The sequence below is a fragment of the Pseudomonas sp. MYb60 genome (assembly GCF_002979555.1).
Classification (GTDB): domain Bacteria; phylum Pseudomonadota; class Gammaproteobacteria; order Pseudomonadales; family Pseudomonadaceae; genus Aquipseudomonas.
The window spans coordinates 47,937-66,771 of the sequence record NZ_PCOZ01000007.1 but is presented as its reverse complement, the minus strand read 5'-3'; the positions used below and the strand labels follow the sequence as shown (position 1 = coordinate 66,771).

General features: G+C 60.2%; 19 protein-coding genes. 6 read left to right on the top strand and 13 right to left on the bottom strand.

Annotated elements, in window-relative coordinates; translation table 11 throughout:
• Positions 1-424 precede the first annotated feature (424 nt).
• Complete coding sequence (gene rmf / locus CQ041_RS13685) at positions 425-640, top strand: ribosome modulation factor (RefSeq protein ID WP_002553055.1); 216 nt, start codon at positions 425-427, stop codon at positions 638-640.
• Positions 641-823: 183 nt separating this feature from the next.
• Here rmf and CQ041_RS13680 read toward each other — a convergent pair whose 3' ends face one another.
• From CQ041_RS13680 to sctC, 5 genes are all read right to left on the bottom strand, one after another.
• Positions 824-1,843, bottom strand: coding sequence for a quinone-dependent dihydroorotate dehydrogenase (locus CQ041_RS13680; protein WP_105522997.1), 1,020 nt, complete (start codon positions 1,841-1,843; stop codon positions 824-826).
• Between the two features lie 84 nt (positions 1,844-1,927).
• The gene (locus CQ041_RS13675; RefSeq protein ID WP_105522996.1) at positions 1,928-2,389 is read right to left on the bottom strand and encodes a transglycosylase SLT domain-containing protein; all 462 of its coding nucleotides are present in this window, start codon (positions 2,387-2,389) and stop codon (positions 1,928-1,930) included.
• Positions 2,382-2,759: a winged helix-turn-helix domain-containing protein gene (locus CQ041_RS13670; protein WP_105522995.1), complete on the bottom strand. Its 378-nt coding sequence runs from the start codon at positions 2,757-2,759 to the stop codon at positions 2,382-2,384. Before CQ041_RS13670 ends, CQ041_RS13675 begins: the two co-directional genes overlap by 8 nt.
• A gap of 155 nt (positions 2,760-2,914) precedes the next feature.
• Positions 2,915-3,142: a FliM/FliN family flagellar motor switch protein gene (locus CQ041_RS13665; RefSeq protein WP_105522994.1), complete on the bottom strand. Its 228-nt coding sequence runs from the start codon at positions 3,140-3,142 to the stop codon at positions 2,915-2,917.
• Between the two features lie 14 nt (positions 3,143-3,156).
• The gene (gene sctC, locus CQ041_RS13660; RefSeq protein ID WP_105522993.1) at positions 3,157-4,617 is read right to left on the bottom strand and encodes a type III secretion system outer membrane ring subunit SctC; all 1,461 of its coding nucleotides are present in this window, start codon (positions 4,615-4,617) and stop codon (positions 3,157-3,159) included.
• A gap of 247 nt (positions 4,618-4,864) precedes the next feature.
• On the opposite strand from sctC, the gene CQ041_RS13655 reads away from it, so the two are divergent.
• The 5 genes from CQ041_RS13655 (at position 4,865) to cobA (ending at position 10,543) form a co-directional block, all read left to right on the top strand.
• On the top strand, positions 4,865-6,091 hold the full coding sequence (locus CQ041_RS13655; protein WP_105522992.1) for a CmpA/NrtA family ABC transporter substrate-binding protein: 1,227 nt from the start codon (positions 4,865-4,867) through the stop codon (positions 6,089-6,091).
• A 13-nt stretch (positions 6,092-6,104) separates the two neighbouring features.
• The gene (locus tag CQ041_RS13650; protein ID WP_105522991.1) at positions 6,105-6,680 is read left to right on the top strand and encodes an ANTAR domain-containing response regulator; all 576 of its coding nucleotides are present in this window, start codon (positions 6,105-6,107) and stop codon (positions 6,678-6,680) included.
• Between the two features lie 211 nt (positions 6,681-6,891).
• On the top strand, positions 6,892-8,103 hold the full coding sequence (locus CQ041_RS13645) for a NarK/NasA family nitrate transporter (RefSeq protein WP_105522990.1): 1,212 nt from the start codon (positions 6,892-6,894) through the stop codon (positions 8,101-8,103).
• Positions 8,103-9,773: a bifunctional protein-serine/threonine kinase/phosphatase gene (locus CQ041_RS13640; RefSeq protein WP_105522989.1), complete on the top strand. Its 1,671-nt coding sequence runs from the start codon at positions 8,103-8,105 to the stop codon at positions 9,771-9,773. Before CQ041_RS13645 ends, CQ041_RS13640 begins: the two co-directional genes overlap by 1 nt.
• A 26-nt stretch (positions 9,774-9,799) precedes the next feature.
• Positions 9,800-10,543: a uroporphyrinogen-III C-methyltransferase gene (gene cobA / locus CQ041_RS13635; protein ID WP_105522988.1), complete on the top strand. Its 744-nt coding sequence runs from the start codon at positions 9,800-9,802 to the stop codon at positions 10,541-10,543.
• Between the two features lie 57 nt (positions 10,544-10,600).
• Here cobA and CQ041_RS13630 read toward each other — a convergent pair whose 3' ends face one another.
• The 8 genes from CQ041_RS13630 to ppsA form a co-directional block, all read right to left on the bottom strand.
• On the bottom strand, positions 10,601-11,581 hold the full coding sequence (locus tag CQ041_RS13630) for an OmpA family protein (protein WP_105522987.1): 981 nt from the start codon (positions 11,579-11,581) through the stop codon (positions 10,601-10,603).
• Positions 11,582-11,688: 107 nt separating this feature from the next.
• On the bottom strand, positions 11,689-12,279 hold the full coding sequence (sigX, locus tag CQ041_RS13625; protein WP_010208495.1) for an RNA polymerase sigma factor SigX: 591 nt from the start codon (positions 12,277-12,279) through the stop codon (positions 11,689-11,691).
• An 87-nt stretch (positions 12,280-12,366) separates the two neighbouring features.
• The gene (locus tag CQ041_RS13620; protein ID WP_003175519.1) at positions 12,367-13,191 is read right to left on the bottom strand and encodes a mechanosensitive ion channel domain-containing protein; all 825 of its coding nucleotides are present in this window, start codon (positions 13,189-13,191) and stop codon (positions 12,367-12,369) included.
• Positions 13,192-13,193: 2 nt separating this feature from the next.
• Entirely contained in the window at positions 13,194-13,439 is a 246-nt protein-coding gene (locus CQ041_RS13615) for a hypothetical protein (protein ID WP_005790375.1), read from the bottom strand.
• An 86-nt stretch (positions 13,440-13,525) separates the two neighbouring features.
• On the bottom strand, positions 13,526-14,521 hold the full coding sequence (locus CQ041_RS13610) for a zinc transporter ZntB (RefSeq protein ID WP_105522986.1): 996 nt from the start codon (positions 14,519-14,521) through the stop codon (positions 13,526-13,528).
• 25 nt (positions 14,522-14,546) lie between these two features.
• Complete coding sequence (rraA, locus tag CQ041_RS13605; protein ID WP_105522985.1) at positions 14,547-15,038, bottom strand: ribonuclease E activity regulator RraA; 492 nt, start codon at positions 15,036-15,038, stop codon at positions 14,547-14,549.
• Between the two features lie 184 nt (positions 15,039-15,222).
• Positions 15,223-16,200 (bottom strand): alpha/beta fold hydrolase, encoded by a 978-nt coding sequence (locus tag CQ041_RS13600; protein ID WP_105522984.1) that lies wholly within the window; start codon positions 16,198-16,200, stop codon positions 15,223-15,225.
• A gap of 105 nt (positions 16,201-16,305) precedes the next feature.
• Positions 16,306-18,681 (bottom strand): phosphoenolpyruvate synthase, encoded by a 2,376-nt coding sequence (ppsA, locus tag CQ041_RS13595; protein WP_105522983.1) that lies wholly within the window; start codon positions 18,679-18,681, stop codon positions 16,306-16,308.
• Positions 18,682-18,835: the final 154 nt, after the last annotated feature.

Genomic DNA, 18,835 nt, shown 5'->3' with positions numbered 1-18,835 from the left:
CCCACCCCGCCTGCCGGGCACTTGAGCCATGGATGACGGGGCAGAGAGATAATGTGGTGCAACAAAGGGAAATATTCAGACCCTTCGTCGAATAGTAACCGACTGCAGTGGGAGGACATTCTCACTAAAGGATTAAACCCATCCTCTTTGCAGGGTGCATCATAGCTGGCTTTGCCGCATAAATGGGGCGAAAAGCCATCCCAGCTTATGGCTATAGCATCGTTATCGTTACGTGCTTATGACAAAACGATCATTGAATCCATGTGACCTATTGGTTAGAACTCAACACAGGTTGGCGCCGTATCGACGCCGACACATCGGCTCGCCACGCCGGCAGCGAGCCCACCAACGGCAGAAAAACTCTGCCCGACCTCAGACGAGGTCGAAGGATATCAAGACAGTCAACAAGTGAGGGAAACACCCTATGAGAAGACTTAAGCGTGATCCGTTGGAAAGAGCATTTTTACGCGGATATCAATATGGCGTTCATGGCAAATCCCGTGAGCTTTGCCCATTTACTCTACCGTCGGTACGCCAAGCCTGGATCAACGGCTGGCGAGAAGGACGCGGCGACAACTGGGACGGTATGACTGGCACTGCGGGAATCCACAGACTCAACGAACTTCACGCCGTCGGCTAATCAGGGCATTCATTCCGACACACCACCGCTGAACAGATAATGACTTAACCACGCACGTCCTATCCGGGCGGCGGGCTTCGGCCCAGGGGGCTCCTTTAGGGAGCCCTTTTTAATGCGCGCGTGATAGCCAAGACTAGCGGCGGAGCGGGCTTGCCTGCTCCCGCACTCAAGGCATTGAAGGCTTCAGCGCAGTGCGGCGATCGCATCCACCGACTGGCGAATCAGCGCAGGGCCCTTGTAGATAAAACCGGAGTACAGCTGCACCAGGCTGGCGCCGGCAGCGATCTTCTCGGCGGCGTGCCTGCCTTCGGTGATACCGCCAGCGGCGATGATGGGCAAACGCCCGGCCAGCGCCTCGGCCAGTACCTTGACGATATGGGTGCTCTGCTCACGTACCGGCGCACCGGACAGCCCGCCAGCTTCGTCACCGTGGGCCAGGCCTTCGACGCCCACGCGGCTCAGGGTGGTGTTGGTGGCGATCACCGCATCCATCCCCGAATCCACCAGTGCCTGGGCCACCAGCACGGTTTCTTCATCGCTCATGTCCGGAGCAATCTTGATTGCCAACGGCACACGCTTGCCGTGACGCAGCGCCAGGTCTTCCTGGCGCTGACGCAAGGCTTCGAGCAATTGCTTGAGGGAGTCGCCGAACTGCAGGCTGCGCAGGCCCGGGGTGTTGGGCGAACTGACGTTGACCGTGACGTAGCTGGCGTGGGCGTAGACTTTTTCCAGGCAGATCAGGTAGTCGTCAACGGCGCGCTCGACCGGGGTATCGAAGTTCTTGCCGATATTGATCCCGAGGATGCCTGTGTACTTCGCCGCTTGAACCCGCGACAGCAGGTGGTCTACCCCCAGGTTGTTGAAGCCCATGCGGTTGATGATCGCTTCGGCTTCCGGCAGGCGGAAGATGCGCGGCTTGGGATTGCCGGGTTGAGGCCGAGGGGTCACGGTGCCGATTTCGACAAACCCGAAGCCCAACTGTGCAAAGCCGTCGATGGCCGCGCCGTTTTTGTCCAGGCCAGCCGCCAGCCCGACCGGGTTGGGAAAGTCGAGCCCCATCACCGACACCGGCATTTTCGCCGGAGCCTTGCACACCAGGCCATTGAGCCCCAGGCGGCCACCGGCGCCGATCAAATCCAGGGACAGATCGTGGGAGGTTTCCGGGGAAAGTTTGAACAACAGCTGGCGGGCCAGGGTATACATGGGCGGGCTAGACTCGGAGGCGGCGAAAGGTGGCGACGATTATAGCCGGGGTGACGGGCTGCACGCGAGGCATGCGGCCATTCGTCATGGGCGCTGCATCACCAGCTCCTCATAGCGGGCCCAGATTTTTTCCGCGTAACGCAGGCGCAATGCCTCTCGCTCAGGGCCCGACCCTGGCCCCGCGTTGTATGAACCCACTGCCGTCCAGTTGTAGCCAAAGCGCCGGATGAAGTCGGCAAGTATCGACGCCCCCACCTCTACCGACAAACACGGCTCGCTCAACAACCGTTGCTCGGTGATGCCCTGCTTGAGCAGGCGCGGCAAATGGATGCTGTTGATCTGCATCAGGCCAATGTCGCGGGTTCCATTGCGATTGGCCACATTCATCGCCTCCGCACGATAGCCCGACTCAACAGCGGCAATCGCCTGCAACAGTTCGGGCTCGATGTCATAACGGCCAGCCGCCTCCTCCCAGCAGTAGGCGAACGCCTGATTGCCGCACAATACCAGGCCCAGCAACAGCCCCCTGCCCCACAACCTAGTCATGACTGACTTGACCGCACGCCGAGCAGATGTGCGCCACGCGCCCCTCGCCCCTGACCGGACAGGTGAAACGGTATCCTCGCCCGTAGACGGTCTTGATAAACCCTTTGTCGGCGCCCAGGTATTTACGCAACGAGCAAATACAGCGCGTCAACGATTCCTCGGCCACCTCGCCCTGAGGCCAGGCCAGCTCCAACAGGCGATCCTTGGTCATCAATACACCACCAGACCCCAGCAGCAGCCGCAACACCTGCGTTTCTTTTGGCGGCAACTGAACGTCTGCACCCTCGCCGGTCAATCGGCCATCGCCGTGCAGGGTCCAATGGGCAAAAACCAGGGAAGTCGTCGTAAACCCATCATCCACGACGGCCATGTTCACCTCGGCATCCGACTACTGACATTGAAGTCCTTCTTTCCGCTACTGGCTTATGCGCCCACGGCACGACTATAAAAACCTGTACGACGAACCCCTTTAGGAAAACGCCCAAACATTGAGCGTTTTCCAGAAGTGCCCAGTAGGAGATTTCCTCACCAAGCCTCTTCAGGCGCGACCTCTTGCCGATACACCTCGTGCAGCTCAACGCCCAGTCGATCCTCCAACTGCACCAGCTCACCCAGGGCCAATAACTGGCCATTGATCCTCACTTCCACGCAATGAATGGCGCCGGGCGTGAGTGGCAGCACCTTGCCGGGCGCGAACGCGGCCAGTTGCCTGGCGCTGACCAGTTGTTCCTGCAACAGAATTTCCAGGTGCATGACTTAACGCCTTATCACGGGGAGGTATCGCGACCAGGCCGCACAAACGCACGCTGCACACGCTCGTATTGCTCCGCCGTCAACGACGGAGGGGCGATAGCACCCGCCAGCGCTTTCACTTCGCTGCCCACGGCTCGAACCTGAACCACAAACAAGCGCACCTCTGCGGGTCGCCCCGCCCGCGGGGCGCGCAACTCGGCATCGCGCCTGAATGCGCCCAACCAGAGGCGCTTGCCCGCCGGCACTCGCGCCACGCTGTTGACCGCGATTCGCCCCACGGCCGTCGGCTTCTCACCGCGCCCTGTGGGACTCAACTGGCGGCCATCCTCCACATCAAGGCGTATCTCGATCTGGCCAGCCTCCGCAAATCGGGGCAGTACGCTAACCTGGGTGGCGTAGCGCACCGGTTTCCAATCGGAACGCTCGTCCTCCGGGGAGGGCAGATAGAAGGTATGGTTGTCCTGGAACACAGCGGGCACATTTTCCTGGGTAAGAATCACCGGCAATACCACCACCCGCGCACGCCGACGTTTCTCCAGCGCGGTGATCCGCGCCATCAACCGGCTGTCATCCAGCGGTTCGAACACCCGTGTGATCGAGCCCTTTGCGGGATCGGCCCAGTCCGGTTCGAGCTTCTTCAATTCATCACCGTCCACGTCCACCCTCCACAGAGAGACTTCGACCGCACGCTTGGGCACGTCCAACTCCTTGACCAACTGCTCGATGAACCTGACTTGTGCGGGCTTGCCCTTGATCAGCAGGCTGTTGGTGTCCGGATAAGCGATCACCCCAAGTGACTTGTCGGCCAGCAACCCTTTCTTTTCGCCGGCCAGCAAGGTATCGATCAAAGAGGCAATGCCCGACACGCTGAGCGTTTGCCCACCCAGCGTGTACTCATAGTCGGTCACTGGGGTGTTGAGCACCTGGACCACGGCAAAGGACTGCGAACCTACCCGCAAATCAGCCCTCTGTCGGTCCATCAGTTGGGCCAGGCGCAAGACCTGGTCGACATAGTTGGGTGGGCCCGATACGTAGAACGTCCGCGCCCCGGACTCACGCAGGGGATGGCGCGACTCATCCACACCGGCGCGGCGCATGAGGCCGCGAAATCGCTCGACGGAAATATGCCGCAATGTCACGGCCGAGCTCTTGGCCTCATCCGCGTTGTACAGGTAGATGCCCTGGCCATCGCTGTACCAGATCAAGTCCTGTTGTGAGGCGACGGCCTCCAGGGCCTGCTGGGGATTTGCAAGGTCCAGCACACCGGTATGGCGCTTGCGCGCCACGGCACGGCTGACAACCACCGGCAACCCCAAGGGCAGCGACAAGGCCGTGAACAGCGTATGCAGGTTTTCGTCCTGCGCGTCATGGCGCTCACCCCAGGCGCTGACACTCCCGAGCAACAGCACGAAAAACAGCAGCCAACGGCATGGCAAATGCCGAAGCAACAGGGTGGGGACGTCTGCGTACACCATGGGTTTCCTGGGCGGCCTGGCGTTGAGAAGCCGCCATACTGAGAGCCCGTTGGGTTTCAATCTTGATGAAAAACTGACGGTCACCGACCAGAGCCAGTCCGTGGCATGTGCCTTGCTTTGCACTCTGTATCAGAGCCCGCGCCAACGGCGGAGCAGGCTTACGGACAAAGGCGTCGTTACCTGCAATGGCCTGCATCGCCATCCGAGGGAAACGACGCTTTTTTTTGGAAGAACAAGGTAGGTGTTGATGAACGATTCGGTTGGCAACAGCCCGACGAACGACCCGCTGGCTTGGGTCAACGGCAGCGATGCCCCGGAAAAGAGCAGCCTCGACCTGGGTTTCATGGCGCTGAGCGATTGCGCTTCGCTGGTGGTCGCCGCGACACAGGGTTTCGCCCAACCCTACGGCCTGAACCTCAACCTCAAGCGCCAATCTTCATGGGCCAACCTGCGAGACAAGCTGGTCAGCGGCGAGTTGGACGCGGCCCATAGCCTGTATGGGCTGATCTACGCCGTGCATCTGGGCATTGGCGGTGTGGCGCCCACCGACATGGCCGTGCTGATGGGGCTTAACCAGAACGGCCAAAGCATCAACCTGTCCCACGGGTTGCAACAGCAAGGCGTGACCACTCCTGAGGCATTGGAGCGCCACGTGCACCAAAGCCGAACAAAACTCACCTTCGCCCAGACCTTTCCTACGGGCACCCATGCCATGTGGTTGTATTACTGGCTGGCGAGCCAAGGGATTCACCCGTTGGAAGACGTGGACAGCGTAGTCGTCCCTCCGCCGCAAATGGTCGCGCACCTGCAGGCTGGGCGTATCGACGGTTTCTGCGTAGGCGAGCCGTGGTGTGCAAGTGCAGTGAAGCAAAACCAGGGCTTCACCCTGGCAACCACCCAGGCGATCTGGCCGAATCATCCAGAAAAAGTGCTTGGCTGCACCCAGGCATTCGTCGACGAATACCCCAACACCGCCCGCGTACTGGTGATGGCTGTTCTTGAAGCCAGTCGTTTCATCGAGCAAAGCACGGAAAATCGCCGTTCCACCGCCCAATTGATCAGCGGCCGCGATTACCTCGACGCCCCGCTCGACTGCATCGAACCGCGCCTGCTCGGAATGTACGACGACGGCCTGGGCAACCATTGGCAAGACCCCCACGCCCTGCGGTTTTTCGCCAACGGCGAAGTGAACCTGCCCTACCTCTGCGATGGCATGTGGTTCATGACCCAGTTCCGCCGCTGGGGGCTTTTGCGTGAAGACCCCGATTATCTCGGCGTAGCTCGCCAGGTGCAGCAGTTGGCGCTGTATCGCCAGGCCGCCGAGGCGCTGGGCATTGCGACACGCGCCGAGGACATGCGCAGCAGCCAGTTGATCGACGGCAAGCACTGGGACGGCTCCGACCCCGCCGGCTACGCGCGCAGCTTCCGCCTGCATGCGATGGCCGATCACACCAGCCGCCAAGCCTTGCGCTGACGGGAGGACCAGAATGCTGCGAATCCTGCTGATCAATGACACACCGCGCAAGGTCGGGCGCCTCAGAACCGCGCTGATCGAGGCCGGTTTTGACGTGATCGACGAGTCCGGCCTGACCATCGACCTGCCCGCGCGCGTCGAAACGGTGCGCCCGGACGTGATCCTGATCGATACCGAGTCACCGGGACGCGATGTGATGGAGCAAGTGGTACTGGTGAGCCGCGACCAGCCAAGGCCTATCGTGATGTTTACCGATGAACACGATCCGAACGTGATGCGCCAGGCGATCAAATCCGGGGTCAGTGCTTACATTGTCGAAGGCATCCAGGCCCAGCGCCTGCAGCCGATCCTCGACGTGGCCATGGCTCGCTTTGAAAGTGACCAGGCCTTGCGCGCCCAGCTGCAGGCCCGTGACCAGCAGTTGGCCGAGCGCAAGCGCATTGAGCTGGCCAAGGGCATACTGATGAAAATGAAGGACTGCAATGAGGAAGAGGCCTACACCCTGATGCGACGCCAAGCCATGAGCCGGCAGCAGAAACTGATCCAGGTGGCCGAGCAGATTATTGCCATGAGTGAGTTGCTTGGCTGATCTGGCTCAGCTCTTGCTAAGCATTCATTACAGGTAACCAACGGCGGTTGCCCCTCCACGACAAAGACGTCGCACATCCGGTTCGCACTTTCGAACCCGGTGGCGGCGTTTTTTCGTTTTGGCCCTGGTATCGCGGGGCCGGTGGGGCGGCCTCTGCGGGCTGTTCCATCACCAGGCCTTCTTACAAGACTTCCAACCGTTGAGGTGCGTGATGAAATCAAGCTTCTGGAAATCCGGGCACACCCCGACCCTGTTTGCCGCGTTCCTGTATTTCGACCTGAGCTTCATGGTCTGGTACTTGTTGGGGCCGCTGGCGGTGCAAATTGCCGCCGACTTGCAACTGACGACACAACAGCGTGGCCTTATGGTCGCTACCCCGATCCTTGCGGGCGCGATCCTGCGCTTCCTGATGGGCATGCTCGCCGACAAGCTGTCGCCCAAGACCGCTGGGTTGATTGGCCAGGTGATCGTCATCGTGGCGCTGTTTGGCGCCTGGAAGCACGGGATCCACAGTTACGAACAAGCATTGCTGCTGGGGTTGTTCCTGGGCATGGCCGGCGCTTCTTTCGCCGTCGCCCTGCCCCTGGCGTCGCAATGGTACCCGGCCGAACATCAGGGCAAGGCGATGGGCATCGCCGGCGCTGGCAACTCCGGGACAGTGTTCGCCGCACTGCTGGCGCCTGTGCTGGCGGCAGCCTTTGGCTGGAGCAACGTGTTCGGCTTTGCACTGATCCCCTTGATCATCACCTTGTTCGTCTTCGCCTGGCTGGCTCGCAATGCCCCTGAACGCCCAAAAGCCAAATCGATGGCCGACTACTTCAAGGCCCTTGGCGACCGTGACAGCTGGTGGTTCATGTTTTTCTACAGTGTGACCTTCGGCGGTTTTATCGGCCTGGCCAGCGCCCTGCCCGGCTACTTCAATGATCAATACGGCCTCAGTCCGGTGACTGCGGGTTACTACACCGCCGCCTGTGTGTTCGGTGGCAGCCTGATGCGCCCGCTGGGCGGTGCGTTGGCAGACCGTTTCGGTGGGATCCGGACGCTGCTGGGCATGTACAGCGTGGCGGCGATCTGCATCGCAGCGGTGGGCTTCAACTTGCCGAGTTCCTACGCGGCACTCGCCCTGTTCGTGTGCACCATGCTGGGGCTGGGCGCAGGCAATGGCGCGGTGTTCCAACTGGTACCGCAACGTTTCCGTCGTGAAATCGGCGTGATGACAGGCCTGATCGGCATGGCCGGCGGGATCGGAGGTTTCGCCCTGGCGGCAGGCATGGGCGCCATCAAACAAAGCACCGGCAGCTATCAGCTGGCCTTGTGGTTGTTCGCCAGCCTCGGCGTGCTGGCCTGGTTCGGCCTGCATGGCGTGAAGCGTCGCTGGAGAACCACCTGGGGTTCGGCTGCCGTGACGGCTGCGCGGGTCTGATGAGCCTGCAACTGAGCGTCGCCCACGCCAGCGCCATTGGCCCGCGCGCGGAAAACCAGGATGCGCTGCGGGTGGTGACGCCCGTGGCGGAACTGGCGGCGAGCAAAGGATACCTGTGCGCCTTGGCCGATGGCGTTAGCCAGTGTGCCGATGGTGGCCTGGCCGCGCGCTCGACCTTGCAGGCCCTGGCACTGGACTATTACGCCACACCGCAAACCTGGGGCGTGGCCCAGGCGCTGGAGCGCTTGCTGCTGGCGCAGAATCGCTGGTTGCAAGCCAACGGCGGTGGCCAGCCGCTGCTGACCACCCTCAGCGCCCTGGTGTTTCGTGGCCAGCGCTTCACCCTGGCCCACGTCGGAGATTGCCGGGTCTACCGCTGGCTGGACGGCGAATTGCAGCGCATCAGCGAGGATCACGTCTGGGAGCAGCCAGGCATGCAGCATGTGCTCAAGCGCGCACTGGGGCTAGACCAGCATTTGGTCGTGGACTTCATGGACGGTCAGTTGCGCGAAGGCGAGTGCTTCCTGCTATTGACGGATGGCGTGTGGGCGACCCTTGGCGATCACAGTATCGCCGGGATCCTGCGCGAACAATCGAACCTGGAACTGGCCGTCAACACGTTGGTGAGCGCGGCGCACCTGGCGGGCAGCCAGGACAACGCCAGCGCGCTGCTCGTGCGTGTCGACACCCTCGGCGCCGCCACCCTTGGCGATGCCTTGGTGCAATTGCAGCAATGGCCGCTGCCGCCTCCCTTGAAAGCCGGGCAAGCGTTTGAGGGCTGGCAGGTAGAGTGCGTGTTGGCGCAAAGCCGACAATCGCTGCTGTACCGGGTGCGTGATGCCCAGCAGCAACCCTGGCTGCTGAAAACCCTGCCGCGCAGCCGCGACGCCGACACGGATGCCGGCCAGGCGCTGCTGTCGGAAGAATGGTTCTTGCGGCGCGTCGCCGGGCGCGCGTTTCCTGAAGTGCATACCGCCAGCAGCCGTCAGCATTTGTACTACGTGATGCGCGAATACCCCGGCCAGACCCTGGCCGAACTGTTTCTTCAACAAGGCCCGTTGCCGCTGGCGCAGTGGCAATCCATCGCCGAAAGGTTGTTGCGCGCGGTGGGCATGCTGCATCGGCGGCAAATAGTGCACCGCGATATAAAGCCGGAAAACCTGTTGCTGGGAGACGATGGTGAGCTGCGCGTACTGGATTTTGGGCTGGCGTACTGCCCGGGACTCTCGCAGGACCACGCCAATACACTGCCGGGCACCCCAAGCTTTATCGCGCCAGAGGCCTTCAGTGGCGAGCATCCTACAACCCAGCAGGATTTATACAGCGTCGGCATCACCCTGTATTACCTGCTGAGCGGGCATTACCCCTACGGTGAAATCGAAGCGTTCCAAAGGCCAAGGTTCACCCACCCGGTCAACGCCAACCGCTATCGCCCCGATTTGCCGGACTGGCTGCCGCTCTGCCTCGAGCGCGCGGTAGCAGTACAACCTGAACATCGATTTGAAACCGCCGAAGAGTGGTTGCGGGTGTTGGAACAGGCCGACCGTCAGGAACTGAGCATCCATCCAAGGCCCTTGCTGGAGCGCGAGCCCTTGAAGGTCTGGCGCACATTGGCCCTGCTATCGCTGCTGGCCAACCTGGTGCTTCTTTACTCACTTTTTCACCGCTGACGTCATCCCTGGACGAGGAAAAACACATGAACGCTAAAGTCTGGCTGGTGGGCGCAGGCCCGGGTGACCCGGAGTTATTGACCCTGAAGGCAGTACGCGCGATGGGCGAAGCCGATGTGGTCTTGATCGATGATCTGGTCAACCCGGCCGTTCTGGAGCACTGCGCCGGTGCGCGGGTCATCACCGTGGGCAAACGCGGCGGCTGCCGTTCAACCCCACAGAATTTTATCCATCGCCTGATGCTGCGCTACGCCCGCCAGGGTAAATGCGTGGTGCGGCTCAAGGGTGGCGACCCCTGCATCTTCGGGCGCGGCGGTGAAGAGGCGATGTGGCTGCGCGAACGGGGCGTCGAGGTGGAGCTGGTCAACGGGATCACCGCGGGGCTGGCGGGAGCAACAAATTGTGAGATCCCACTGACGCTGCGTGGCGTGAGCCGTGGGGTTACGCTGGTGACGGCCCATACCCAGGACGACAGCTGCCTGAATTGGCGGGCGCTGGCAGAGGGCGGGACAACCTTGGTGGTGTACATGGGCGTGGCCAAGCTGGAGGAGATCCGCCAGCAATTGCTGGATGGCGGCATGGCGGCGGATATGCCGGTCGCGATGATCGAAAACGCCTCGCTGCCCCAACAACGCGAATGCCGTAGCGAGCTGCTGCGCATGCATGAAGACGCCCAGGCGTTTGCCCTGCAAAGCCCGGCGATCCTGGTTATCGGCCGCGTTGCCGCTTCCGGGCAAGTGGCCTGCCTCGTAGAGGCTGCCAGCGCCTGAGGCAAATTTCAGGCGAAAAAAAGCCCGGCCTGAGCCGGGCTTTTTTCTACTCAGTAATTACTGAGCTTGAGCTTCAACCGACGCTTCTACGCGACGGTTAACAGCACGACCAGCTTCAGTTGCGTTGTCAGCAACTGGGCGGGACTCGCCGTAACCTACGGAAGTGATACGGCTTGGAGCAACGCCGTCTTTAACCAGGACTTGCTTAACAGCGTCAGCACGACGCTGGGACAGCTTCTGGTTGTAAGCGTCTGGACCTACGGAGTCAGTGTGACCAGCAACTTCTACGTTGGTAGCTGGGTACTGAGCCATGAAGTCGGCCAGGTTTTTCACGTCGCCGTAGCTATTAGGCTTAACAACGGATTTGTCGAAGTCGAACTTAACGTCCAGCTCAACACGTACAACCTGAGCAACTGGAGCTTCAGGCTCTGGAGTTGGCTCTGGAGCTGGTGCTGGGGTAGGAGCTGGAGCAGCTGCGCCAGCGTTACCGCCGAAGTTCACGCCCAGGCCGACCAGTGCGGAGTAGTCCCACTTGCCGTTGTCCAGACCGTAGTCAGCTTCAACACCGGCACGAGCGTACAGGTTGTTGGTGAAGTAGTACTTAACACCGGTGCCGATGATGGCTTGGGTGGTTTGGTCGCGACCGCTGTGGCCGTCAGCCAGTACGTTGGTACGGCTCTGGTGACCGAAACCGCCTTCTACGTATGGACGCAGGCTGTCAACGCCAGCCTGACCGAAGTGGTACTGAGCAGTCAGGCTGCCAGTGTCACCTTTGATCTTCTGGTTGCCAGTGCCATCGTTCGAACGGGTGTGGTTGGTCTTGTCGTAGGACAGGTTCAACGACAGGTCGTCGGTCAGGAAGTAACCAATGCGAGCGCCTGGGTTGAAGCCGTCTTCGATGTGCTTGACGCTATCGTTGTACTGCTTCTTGTAGAACAGCTCGCCTTCAACTGCGCCTTGGCCTTGTGCCAGAACGCCGAAAGAAGTAGCGGCAATAAGAGAACCAATGGCCAAGCCCAAGGTGTTTTTCAGTTTCATCCGTTAAATCCCCATCTGGTGATTGTAAAGCAGTCCCACAAACCGGGGGACAACTCGGCGACAAGTCTAACAGAACTTGCCTACACGTAAGAGATATTTGCCACGCACTAAGTTTCAGTCTCGCCCGCAAATTTCTCACGTAATTTATCTAGAGCACGTTTGTAACGCATTTTTGTAGCACTCAAACCCATGTGCATGATGTCAGCGATTTCCTGAAATTCCAGCTCTGCGACGAATCGCAGCACCAGGATTTCCCGGTCAATCGGATTCACATACACCAACCAGCGATCGAGTCCGCCCTTCTCCTCGGGTGCCGGCGCCTTTTCTTCGGACGCCTCCTCAAGGGGGTCAAGACTCAAAGCGTCCATCAACCGACGCTTTCGCCGCTCCTTGCGATACTGCGTGATGCACTCGTTGTACGTGATGCTGTAGAGCCAGGTCTTGAACTTCGATTTGCCCTCGAAGTTCTTCAGGCCATACAGCACCTTGAGCATCACTTCCTGACAGACATCGTCCGCATCTCTATCGTTCCCTAAATACCTTGAACAAACGTTGAACAGAGTGCGTTGATATCTGCGCATCAATTCTTCGTACGCGCGTGTTACGTGAAACAGCTCCGTGTGCGAGCGCGCGACCAACTCCTCATCAGAGAGCTCACGGGGGTCATAGCGCGTGGACAGCGTTTGGGCTTTATTCAAAACAAGTCGTGCCGACAGTCAGGTCAATGTCCGCCACAGCCCGGTCAGCCGGGTTTGCGGCGGCGTACATTAGCAGGATTCGCCGGATTAGCGGCTACTGACCTGCTGCTCCAGGAGAATCCGATTGGACAACGACACCAGGTCGCCATCGTCGGTCAGCACTGTCGTCTTGACCGTGCCGATCTCCTCAATTTGCCCTTCAACCTCGCCAACACGCACCTGTTGCCCAACCTGGTACAGCTCACGCACATAGATTCCCGCAAGAATCTGACCGGCAATTTCCCGGCTTCCCAAGCCCATGGCCAGCGCAACGGCCAGACCAACGGTAATCAAAACGATCACAATCACGTGGTTGAGAAGGTCAGTCTTGACCTCCAACTGGCTGATCGCGACCGAAATACTGATGATGATCACCAGGCCCTGGGCAATTCGACCCAGGCCCGCAGCGTAATCCAACCCCACCCCTTCAGCGGCGCCGCGCACCAGCCCGTTGGCCAATTGCGCCAGCAGAACGCCTACCAGCAATACCAGCGCGCCGCCGAAAACTTTCGGCAAATACAGCGCCAGCATGTCGAGCGTAGCTGAAACTCGCTCAAGTCCAAGGGATTGAGCCGCAGAAACCAGAAAAATCAGCAATACAAACCAATAGACGATCTTGCCGATCAATGTCGAGATCGGTACCTGCAGCCCTGCGCGGCCCAAAAGCTTGGTCAGGCCTGTGCCTGCCATCAAGCGATCAAGACCCAGCTTGGCGAGCAACTTGGACAGCAGCGTGTCGAGCAGCTTGGCCACGACAAAGCCCAACAACACCAGGACCAGCGCACCAAACAGGTTGGGAATGAAGTTCGCCACCTTGGTCCACAATGCGGTCATCGCGGTGACCAGGCTCTGGGTCCAGAGATCAAGTTCCATATTCAATCAGCCTTATCAGCAGTGCGAGCAAGAGGTTTACGACGGGAAACCGGTGATACGTGGGCCGAACCATTGTTCAGGGCCATCATCAACGCCGGCAACCAGCGGCCGAGCAGACCGAACAGATCTCCCGCCCCCACCTGACGGTTGGCGGTTTTCAACACGCGGCCCAGGCAGGCATCGTCGTCCCGGTTGGACGGCGACGCATTGAGCATGTCACGCAAAGACTGTTCGAACGGATCGTGCATAAAGACCTCTCGCAAGTGTATTAAAAGACGAGGGTTAATTTCGCGGGGTCACATAGGACCCTTCCTACGTTCAGCTCATATTCAGCTCAAACCCAGCGCAATCGTCGAAATAGCCACCATTGTCCGAGTGCCACCGACACCATCAGCAGGCACGCGACGAGGAATCCATAGGGGCTGGCGGAGAAGGGTATTCCCCCGACATTGATGCCCAGCAGACCGGTGAGAAAACTCATCGGCAGGAAGATTCCAGTGATGATCCCGAAGCGGTACATGGTGCGGTTCATGCGCACGCTCAAGCGCCGGTCTTCGGCCTCAAGCACAAGCCCCACGCGCTCTCGGGTCAATTCGAGCTCTTCCAGGTAGCGGGTCAGGCTGTTGTTCAATTCGTTCCAATAATCGGCATCGTCGTCACAGAACCACGGCAATTTTATCCGCGTGAGCTGGGCAAAAATATCCCTCTGCGGCGCGAGGAATCGCTTGAGCCCGGCCGCTCGACGACGGATCTGCAGGACGCTGCCATGTTCCGGCGTATACCGTTCGTCGGTATCGAGCTTTTCTTCCTCGGTATCGACGATTTCAGACAGGTCGGTGACCAGGTCCTGCACCTTATTGGTGAGGTACTGGGCCATATAAAGGATGAGTTCCGAGGCGGTCTTCGGCCCCTTTCCATCCGCCAACTGCACCAACAGCTCATCGGTGGCACGCAGCGGGCGCAGGCGCAGGGAGATCACACGGGTGGCGGCGGCGAAGATGCGCACTGACACCATGTCTTCAGGCTCCGCCCCCGGGTTGAGATTGATCCCGCGCAGGAACAGCAATAACTCGGCATCCGGCAGTGGCAGCAATCGCGGGCGGGTGTTTTCTTCCAGCAGCAGGTCGCAGGCAAACTCGCTCAGGCCGCTGGATTTGCGCAGCCAGGTCTGCGTCTGGGGATGGCTACGGTCCCAATGCAGCCAAAGGCTCTCCTCGGGCTGCAGTTGCAAGTCGTCGAGCTCAGTCCGGGCAATCGAACGCGCACCGCCTTTACCGTCCAGCACCAGGGCATGTACCAGCCCCCATTGCGCGTTTTCTTCCTCGAACATCCTCACCCCTATCGGCTATTGCGGTTTATTCAGGCATTTTCAGCGCTGTTGGCGACACAATCACGCCATTGTTATCGGCATAGATGTATTCACCCGGACGAAAGGTCACGCCAGCGAACGTCACCACTACGTTCAAATCGCCGATGCCGCGCTTTTCGGTCTTCATCGGGTGACTGGCCAGGGCCTGGACGCCAAGATCGGTCTGGGCGATGACATCGACATCACGGATGCACCCATAGATCACCAGCCCTTCCCAACCGCTTTTTGCGGCTTTCTCGGCAATCATGTCACCCAGCAGCGCGCAGCGCAGGGAACCACCACCGTCAACCACTAGAACCTTGCCGGCGCCCGGCTGGTCGGCCTGTTCCTTGACCAGAGAGTTATCTTCGAAGCATTTGATGGTGACAATCTCACCGCCAAAGGAGTCCCGCCCCCCGAAGTTGCTGAGCATGGGTTCAAGCACCTGCACCAAGTCCGGATAGGCGTCGCACAGGTCAGGGGTCACGTAATGGTTCATCGAAAAAATCCTTTCTGTCAAAGAAGTGTCTTTCAAGGAAGTACCGGTTGAAGCAGGTGCAGAACATCCCACTCGCTTCGCCGTAACGCAATAGCCACTGCGCGACTGAATATGACCAGAAGCGCTCAGCGCGTCATATCTTAGCCGCAACCTCTCGAGAGCGAAACGCCCCGGAGGTGCCCGGTCAAACCGATGCCGTTGTGCCGGACAGTGGCGCCAGCGGATCCCTCAACCACTGCTCGACCAATGGCCATACATCGGTCTGGGCGGGCTTGCTGACCAACATTTCCACATGCCCGAAATCCCCGCTGAAGCCGTGCTGACGGCCCAGGCACAGGTACTGGCGATGCTCGGAGCCGACCTGTTCAAACAATTTCCGACAGGCCCAATCAGGGTCCTGATGATCTCCCGCAGCACTCACCGCCAACAACGGCACCTCGACGCTTGCCAGGCCTTTCCACCAATCGTTTTTGCCTTCGCCAAAACGCCCAAACAGGCCATTCCAACGCATGGCCTCAATCAGCACGCCCGCCGGTTCATCTTCGGGGCCCCGCTTGAAGCGCGAGCCCGATATTTCGCCGAAGCGCTTGAGGAGAAAGCGGCCAGTCCATTCCACCGGTGGAAGTTTCAACGGCCAATGCGTGCGACTGACCTGACACCCAAACAGCGCCACCGACGCCACCGCGGGCGCTCCCAGGTACTGGCCGCCCAAGGCCGCCGCCAACGTCGTCCCCCCCAGCGAGTGGCCGATCCAGTGAGGAATCTGCCCACTTTGCTCACGCACGAACGCCCCAATAGCCGGCAAATCGAAACGCGCGTAGTCGGCGACACGGTTGCGCGCGTAGTTCAGGTTGCGCTTGGACAGGCCATGGCCGCGCATCTCCGGAATCCACACATCGAACCCTCGCCGCGCCAGATAGGCGCCCAGGCCAATGCCCTTCGGCGAATACCAGAAGCGCCGGTTGGAAAAACTACCATGCAGCAAAATCACCGGAACTCCACGGTTTTCCGGGGCATCGGCCAGGCCCAGGCGGGTAACGGCCAGTTCGACGCTGGCGTCGGGGCTGTTACCAGGCTTCAGGCGGTACACATCTTCACTTAAATCACCCCGACGTTCAGCGCTGATCAGGGCGACAGGAAACAGGTTGCTGCTGCTTTGCATAATGCTCTTGCACAAAAAAGGGCGACGTCCGCAAGGATTCCGCCCTGTACAGATAAGAATGCCGGTCACCCTCGACAGGAGACCGGCACTTTTGACGTGTCGACCTTAGGCGGGCGCTTGGCCTTCCGCCAGGAAGAACCAGGTTTCCAACACGGAATCCGGGTTCAGCGAGACGCTCTCGATGCCCTGCTCCATCAGCCATTTGGCCAGGTCAGGGTGATCGGAAGGGCCTTGCCCGCAGATGCCGATGTACTTGCCGGCCTTGTTACAGGCCTGGATGGCATTGGCCAGCAGCTTCTTGACTGCGGGGTTACGCTCGTCGAACAGGTGCGCAATGATCCCGGAGTCGCGGTCCAGGCCCAGGGTGAGCTGGGTCAGGTCGTTGGAGCCAATGGAGAAGCCGTCGAAGAACTCGAGGAACTCCTCTGCCAGGATGGCGTTGGACGGCAGTTCGCACATCATGATGACGCGCAGGCCGTTTTCGCCACGGGACAGGCCGTTTTCCGCCAACAGGTCGATGACCTGGCTCGCTTCGCCCAGGGTGCGCACGAACGGCACCATGATCTCGACGTTGTCCAGGCCCATCTCGTTGCGCACGCGCTTGAGGGCGCGGCATTCGAGTTCGAAGCAGTCACGGAACGCTTCGCTGATGTAACGCGAGGCGCCACGGAAGCCCAGCATCGGGTTTTCTTCTTCCGGCTCGTAGAGCTTGCCGCCGATCAGGTTGGCGTATTCGTTGGACTTGAAGTCCGACAGGCGCACGATGACCTTTTTCGGGTAGAACGCGGCCGCCAGGGTACTGATGCCTTCCACCAGCTTCTCGACGTAGAAACCCACCGGGTCGTTGTAGCCGGCAATACGCTTGTCGACGCTTTCCTTGATATCCAGTGGCAGCCCGTCGTAATTCAACAGTGCCTTGGGATGCACGCCGATCATGCGGTTGATGATGAATTCCAGGCGGGCCAGGCCCACACCGGCGTTCGGCAGCTGCGCGAAATCGAAGGCACGGTCGGGGTTGCCGACGTTCATCATGATCTTGAACGGCAGGTCAGGCATGGCATCGATGGAGTTTTGCTTGATGTCGAAGCCCAGCTCGCCTTCGAAGATGAAACCGGTGTCGCCTTCGGCGCATGACACGGTCACACCTTGGCCGTCTTTCAGCAGTTGGGTCGCGTTGCCACAACCCACGACTGCAGGAATCCCCAGCTCACGGGCGATGATCGCCGCGTGACAGGTACGCCCGCCACGGTTGGTAACGATGGCGCTGGCGCGCTTCATGACCGGTTCCCAGTCCGGGTCGGTCATGTCGGAGACCAGTACGTCGCCTGGCTGGACCTTATCCATTTCGGACACGTCTTTGATGATCCGCACCTTGCCGGCGCCGATGCGCTGGCCGATGGCACGGCCTTCCACCAGCACGGTGCCGGTTTCCTTCAGCAGGTAGCGTTCCATGACATTGGCCGAAGTGCGGCTCTTCACGGTTTCCGGACGGGCCTGCACGATATACAGCTTGCCGTCGTCACCGTCCTTGGCCCACTCGATGTCCATCGGGCACTTGTAGTGCTTTTCGATGATCATCGCTTGTTTGGCCAGCTCGCTGACTTCAGCGTCGGTCAGGCAGAAACGCGCGCGATCGGCCTTGTCGACTTCAACAGTCTTGACCGAACGACCCGCTTTGGCCTCGTCGCCGTAGATCATCTTGATGGCCTTGCTGCCCAGGTTGCGGCGCAGGATAGCCGGGCGGCCCGCTTCGAGGGTGCCCTTGTGTACGTAGAATTCGTCCGGGTTGACCGCGCCTTGTACGACGGTTTCACCCAGGCCGTAGGCGCCGGTGATGAACACCACGTCACGGAAGCCGGATTCGGTGTCCAGGGTGAACATCACGCCGGCGGTGCCGGTTTCCGAACGCACCATGCGCTGCACGCCGGCCGACAGGGCCACCAGCTTGTGGTCGAAACCCTGGTGCACACGGTAGGAAATGGCGCGGTCGTTGAACAGCGAAGCGAACACTTCCTTGGCCGCGCGGATCACGTTTTCCACGCCACGGATGTTCAGGAAGGTTTCCTGCTGGCCGGCGAAGGAGGCGTCCGGCAAGTCTTCGGCGGTGGCCGAGGAGCGCACGGCAACGGCGACGTCCGGGTTACCGGCCGACAGTTCGGCGAAGGCAGTGCGGATTTCTTCGTTGAGCTTCTCGGGGAACTCGGCGTCCATGATCCATTGACGGATCTGGGCGCCGGTCTTGGCCAGGGCGTTGACGTCATCGACGTCCAGGGCGTCCAGCGCGGCGTGGATCTGAGCGTTGAGGCCGCTCAGTTCGAGGAAATCGCGGTAAGCCTGGGCCGTGGTGGCGAAACCACCGGGCACCGACACACCTGCGCCTGCAAGATTACTGATCATCTCGCCGAGGGATGCGTTCTTGCCCCCCACGTGCTCCACATCATGGACGCCGAGCTTATCGAGGGAAACTACGTACTCTACCAAGGTGATCTCTCCACTAACTGTGTTGGAAAAGCTCAGGACGCCGGCGGCTCAGTAGGAGCCAACGCCAGCGCTTGTGGCCTGGACCTGGAAAATAAGTGAGAATGCGGCCCACTGCGGGACGGCAAAATCGCGCCTATCATATCCAAGATTCGCC

Coding starts and splice junctions, on each gene's coding strand:
- rmf (WP_002553055.1), top strand. CDS start 425: ATGAGAAGACTTAAGCGTGATCCGTTGGAAAGAGCATTTTTACGCGGA.
- CQ041_RS13680 (WP_105522997.1), bottom strand. CDS start 1,843: ATGTATACCCTGGCCCGCCAGCTGTTGTTCAAACTTTCCCCGGAAACC.
- CQ041_RS13675 (WP_105522996.1), bottom strand. CDS start 2,389: ATGACTAGGTTGTGGGGCAGGGGGCTGTTGCTGGGCCTGGTATTGTGC.
- CQ041_RS13670 (WP_105522995.1), bottom strand. CDS start 2,759: ATGGCCGTCGTGGATGATGGGTTTACGACGACTTCCCTGGTTTTTGCC.
- CQ041_RS13665 (WP_105522994.1), bottom strand. CDS start 3,142: ATGCACCTGGAAATTCTGTTGCAGGAACAACTGGTCAGCGCCAGGCAA.
- sctC (WP_105522993.1), bottom strand. CDS start 4,617: ATGGTGTACGCAGACGTCCCCACCCTGTTGCTTCGGCATTTGCCATGC.
- CQ041_RS13655 (WP_105522992.1), top strand. CDS start 4,865: ATGAACGATTCGGTTGGCAACAGCCCGACGAACGACCCGCTGGCTTGG.
- CQ041_RS13650 (WP_105522991.1), top strand. CDS start 6,105: ATGCTGCGAATCCTGCTGATCAATGACACACCGCGCAAGGTCGGGCGC.
- CQ041_RS13645 (WP_105522990.1), top strand. CDS start 6,892: ATGAAATCAAGCTTCTGGAAATCCGGGCACACCCCGACCCTGTTTGCC.
- CQ041_RS13640 (WP_105522989.1), top strand. CDS start 8,103: ATGAGCCTGCAACTGAGCGTCGCCCACGCCAGCGCCATTGGCCCGCGC.
- cobA (WP_105522988.1), top strand. CDS start 9,800: ATGAACGCTAAAGTCTGGCTGGTGGGCGCAGGCCCGGGTGACCCGGAG.
- CQ041_RS13630 (WP_105522987.1), bottom strand. CDS start 11,581: ATGAAACTGAAAAACACCTTGGGCTTGGCCATTGGTTCTCTTATTGCC.
- CQ041_RS13620 (WP_003175519.1), bottom strand. CDS start 13,191: ATGGAACTTGATCTCTGGACCCAGAGCCTGGTCACCGCGATGACCGCA.
- CQ041_RS13615 (WP_005790375.1), bottom strand. CDS start 13,439: ATGCACGATCCGTTCGAACAGTCTTTGCGTGACATGCTCAATGCGTCG.
- CQ041_RS13610 (WP_105522986.1), bottom strand. CDS start 14,521: ATGTTCGAGGAAGAAAACGCGCAATGGGGGCTGGTACATGCCCTGGTG.
- rraA (WP_105522985.1), bottom strand. CDS start 15,038: ATGAACCATTACGTGACCCCTGACCTGTGCGACGCCTATCCGGACTTG.
- CQ041_RS13600 (WP_105522984.1), bottom strand. CDS start 16,200: ATGCAAAGCAGCAGCAACCTGTTTCCTGTCGCCCTGATCAGCGCTGAA.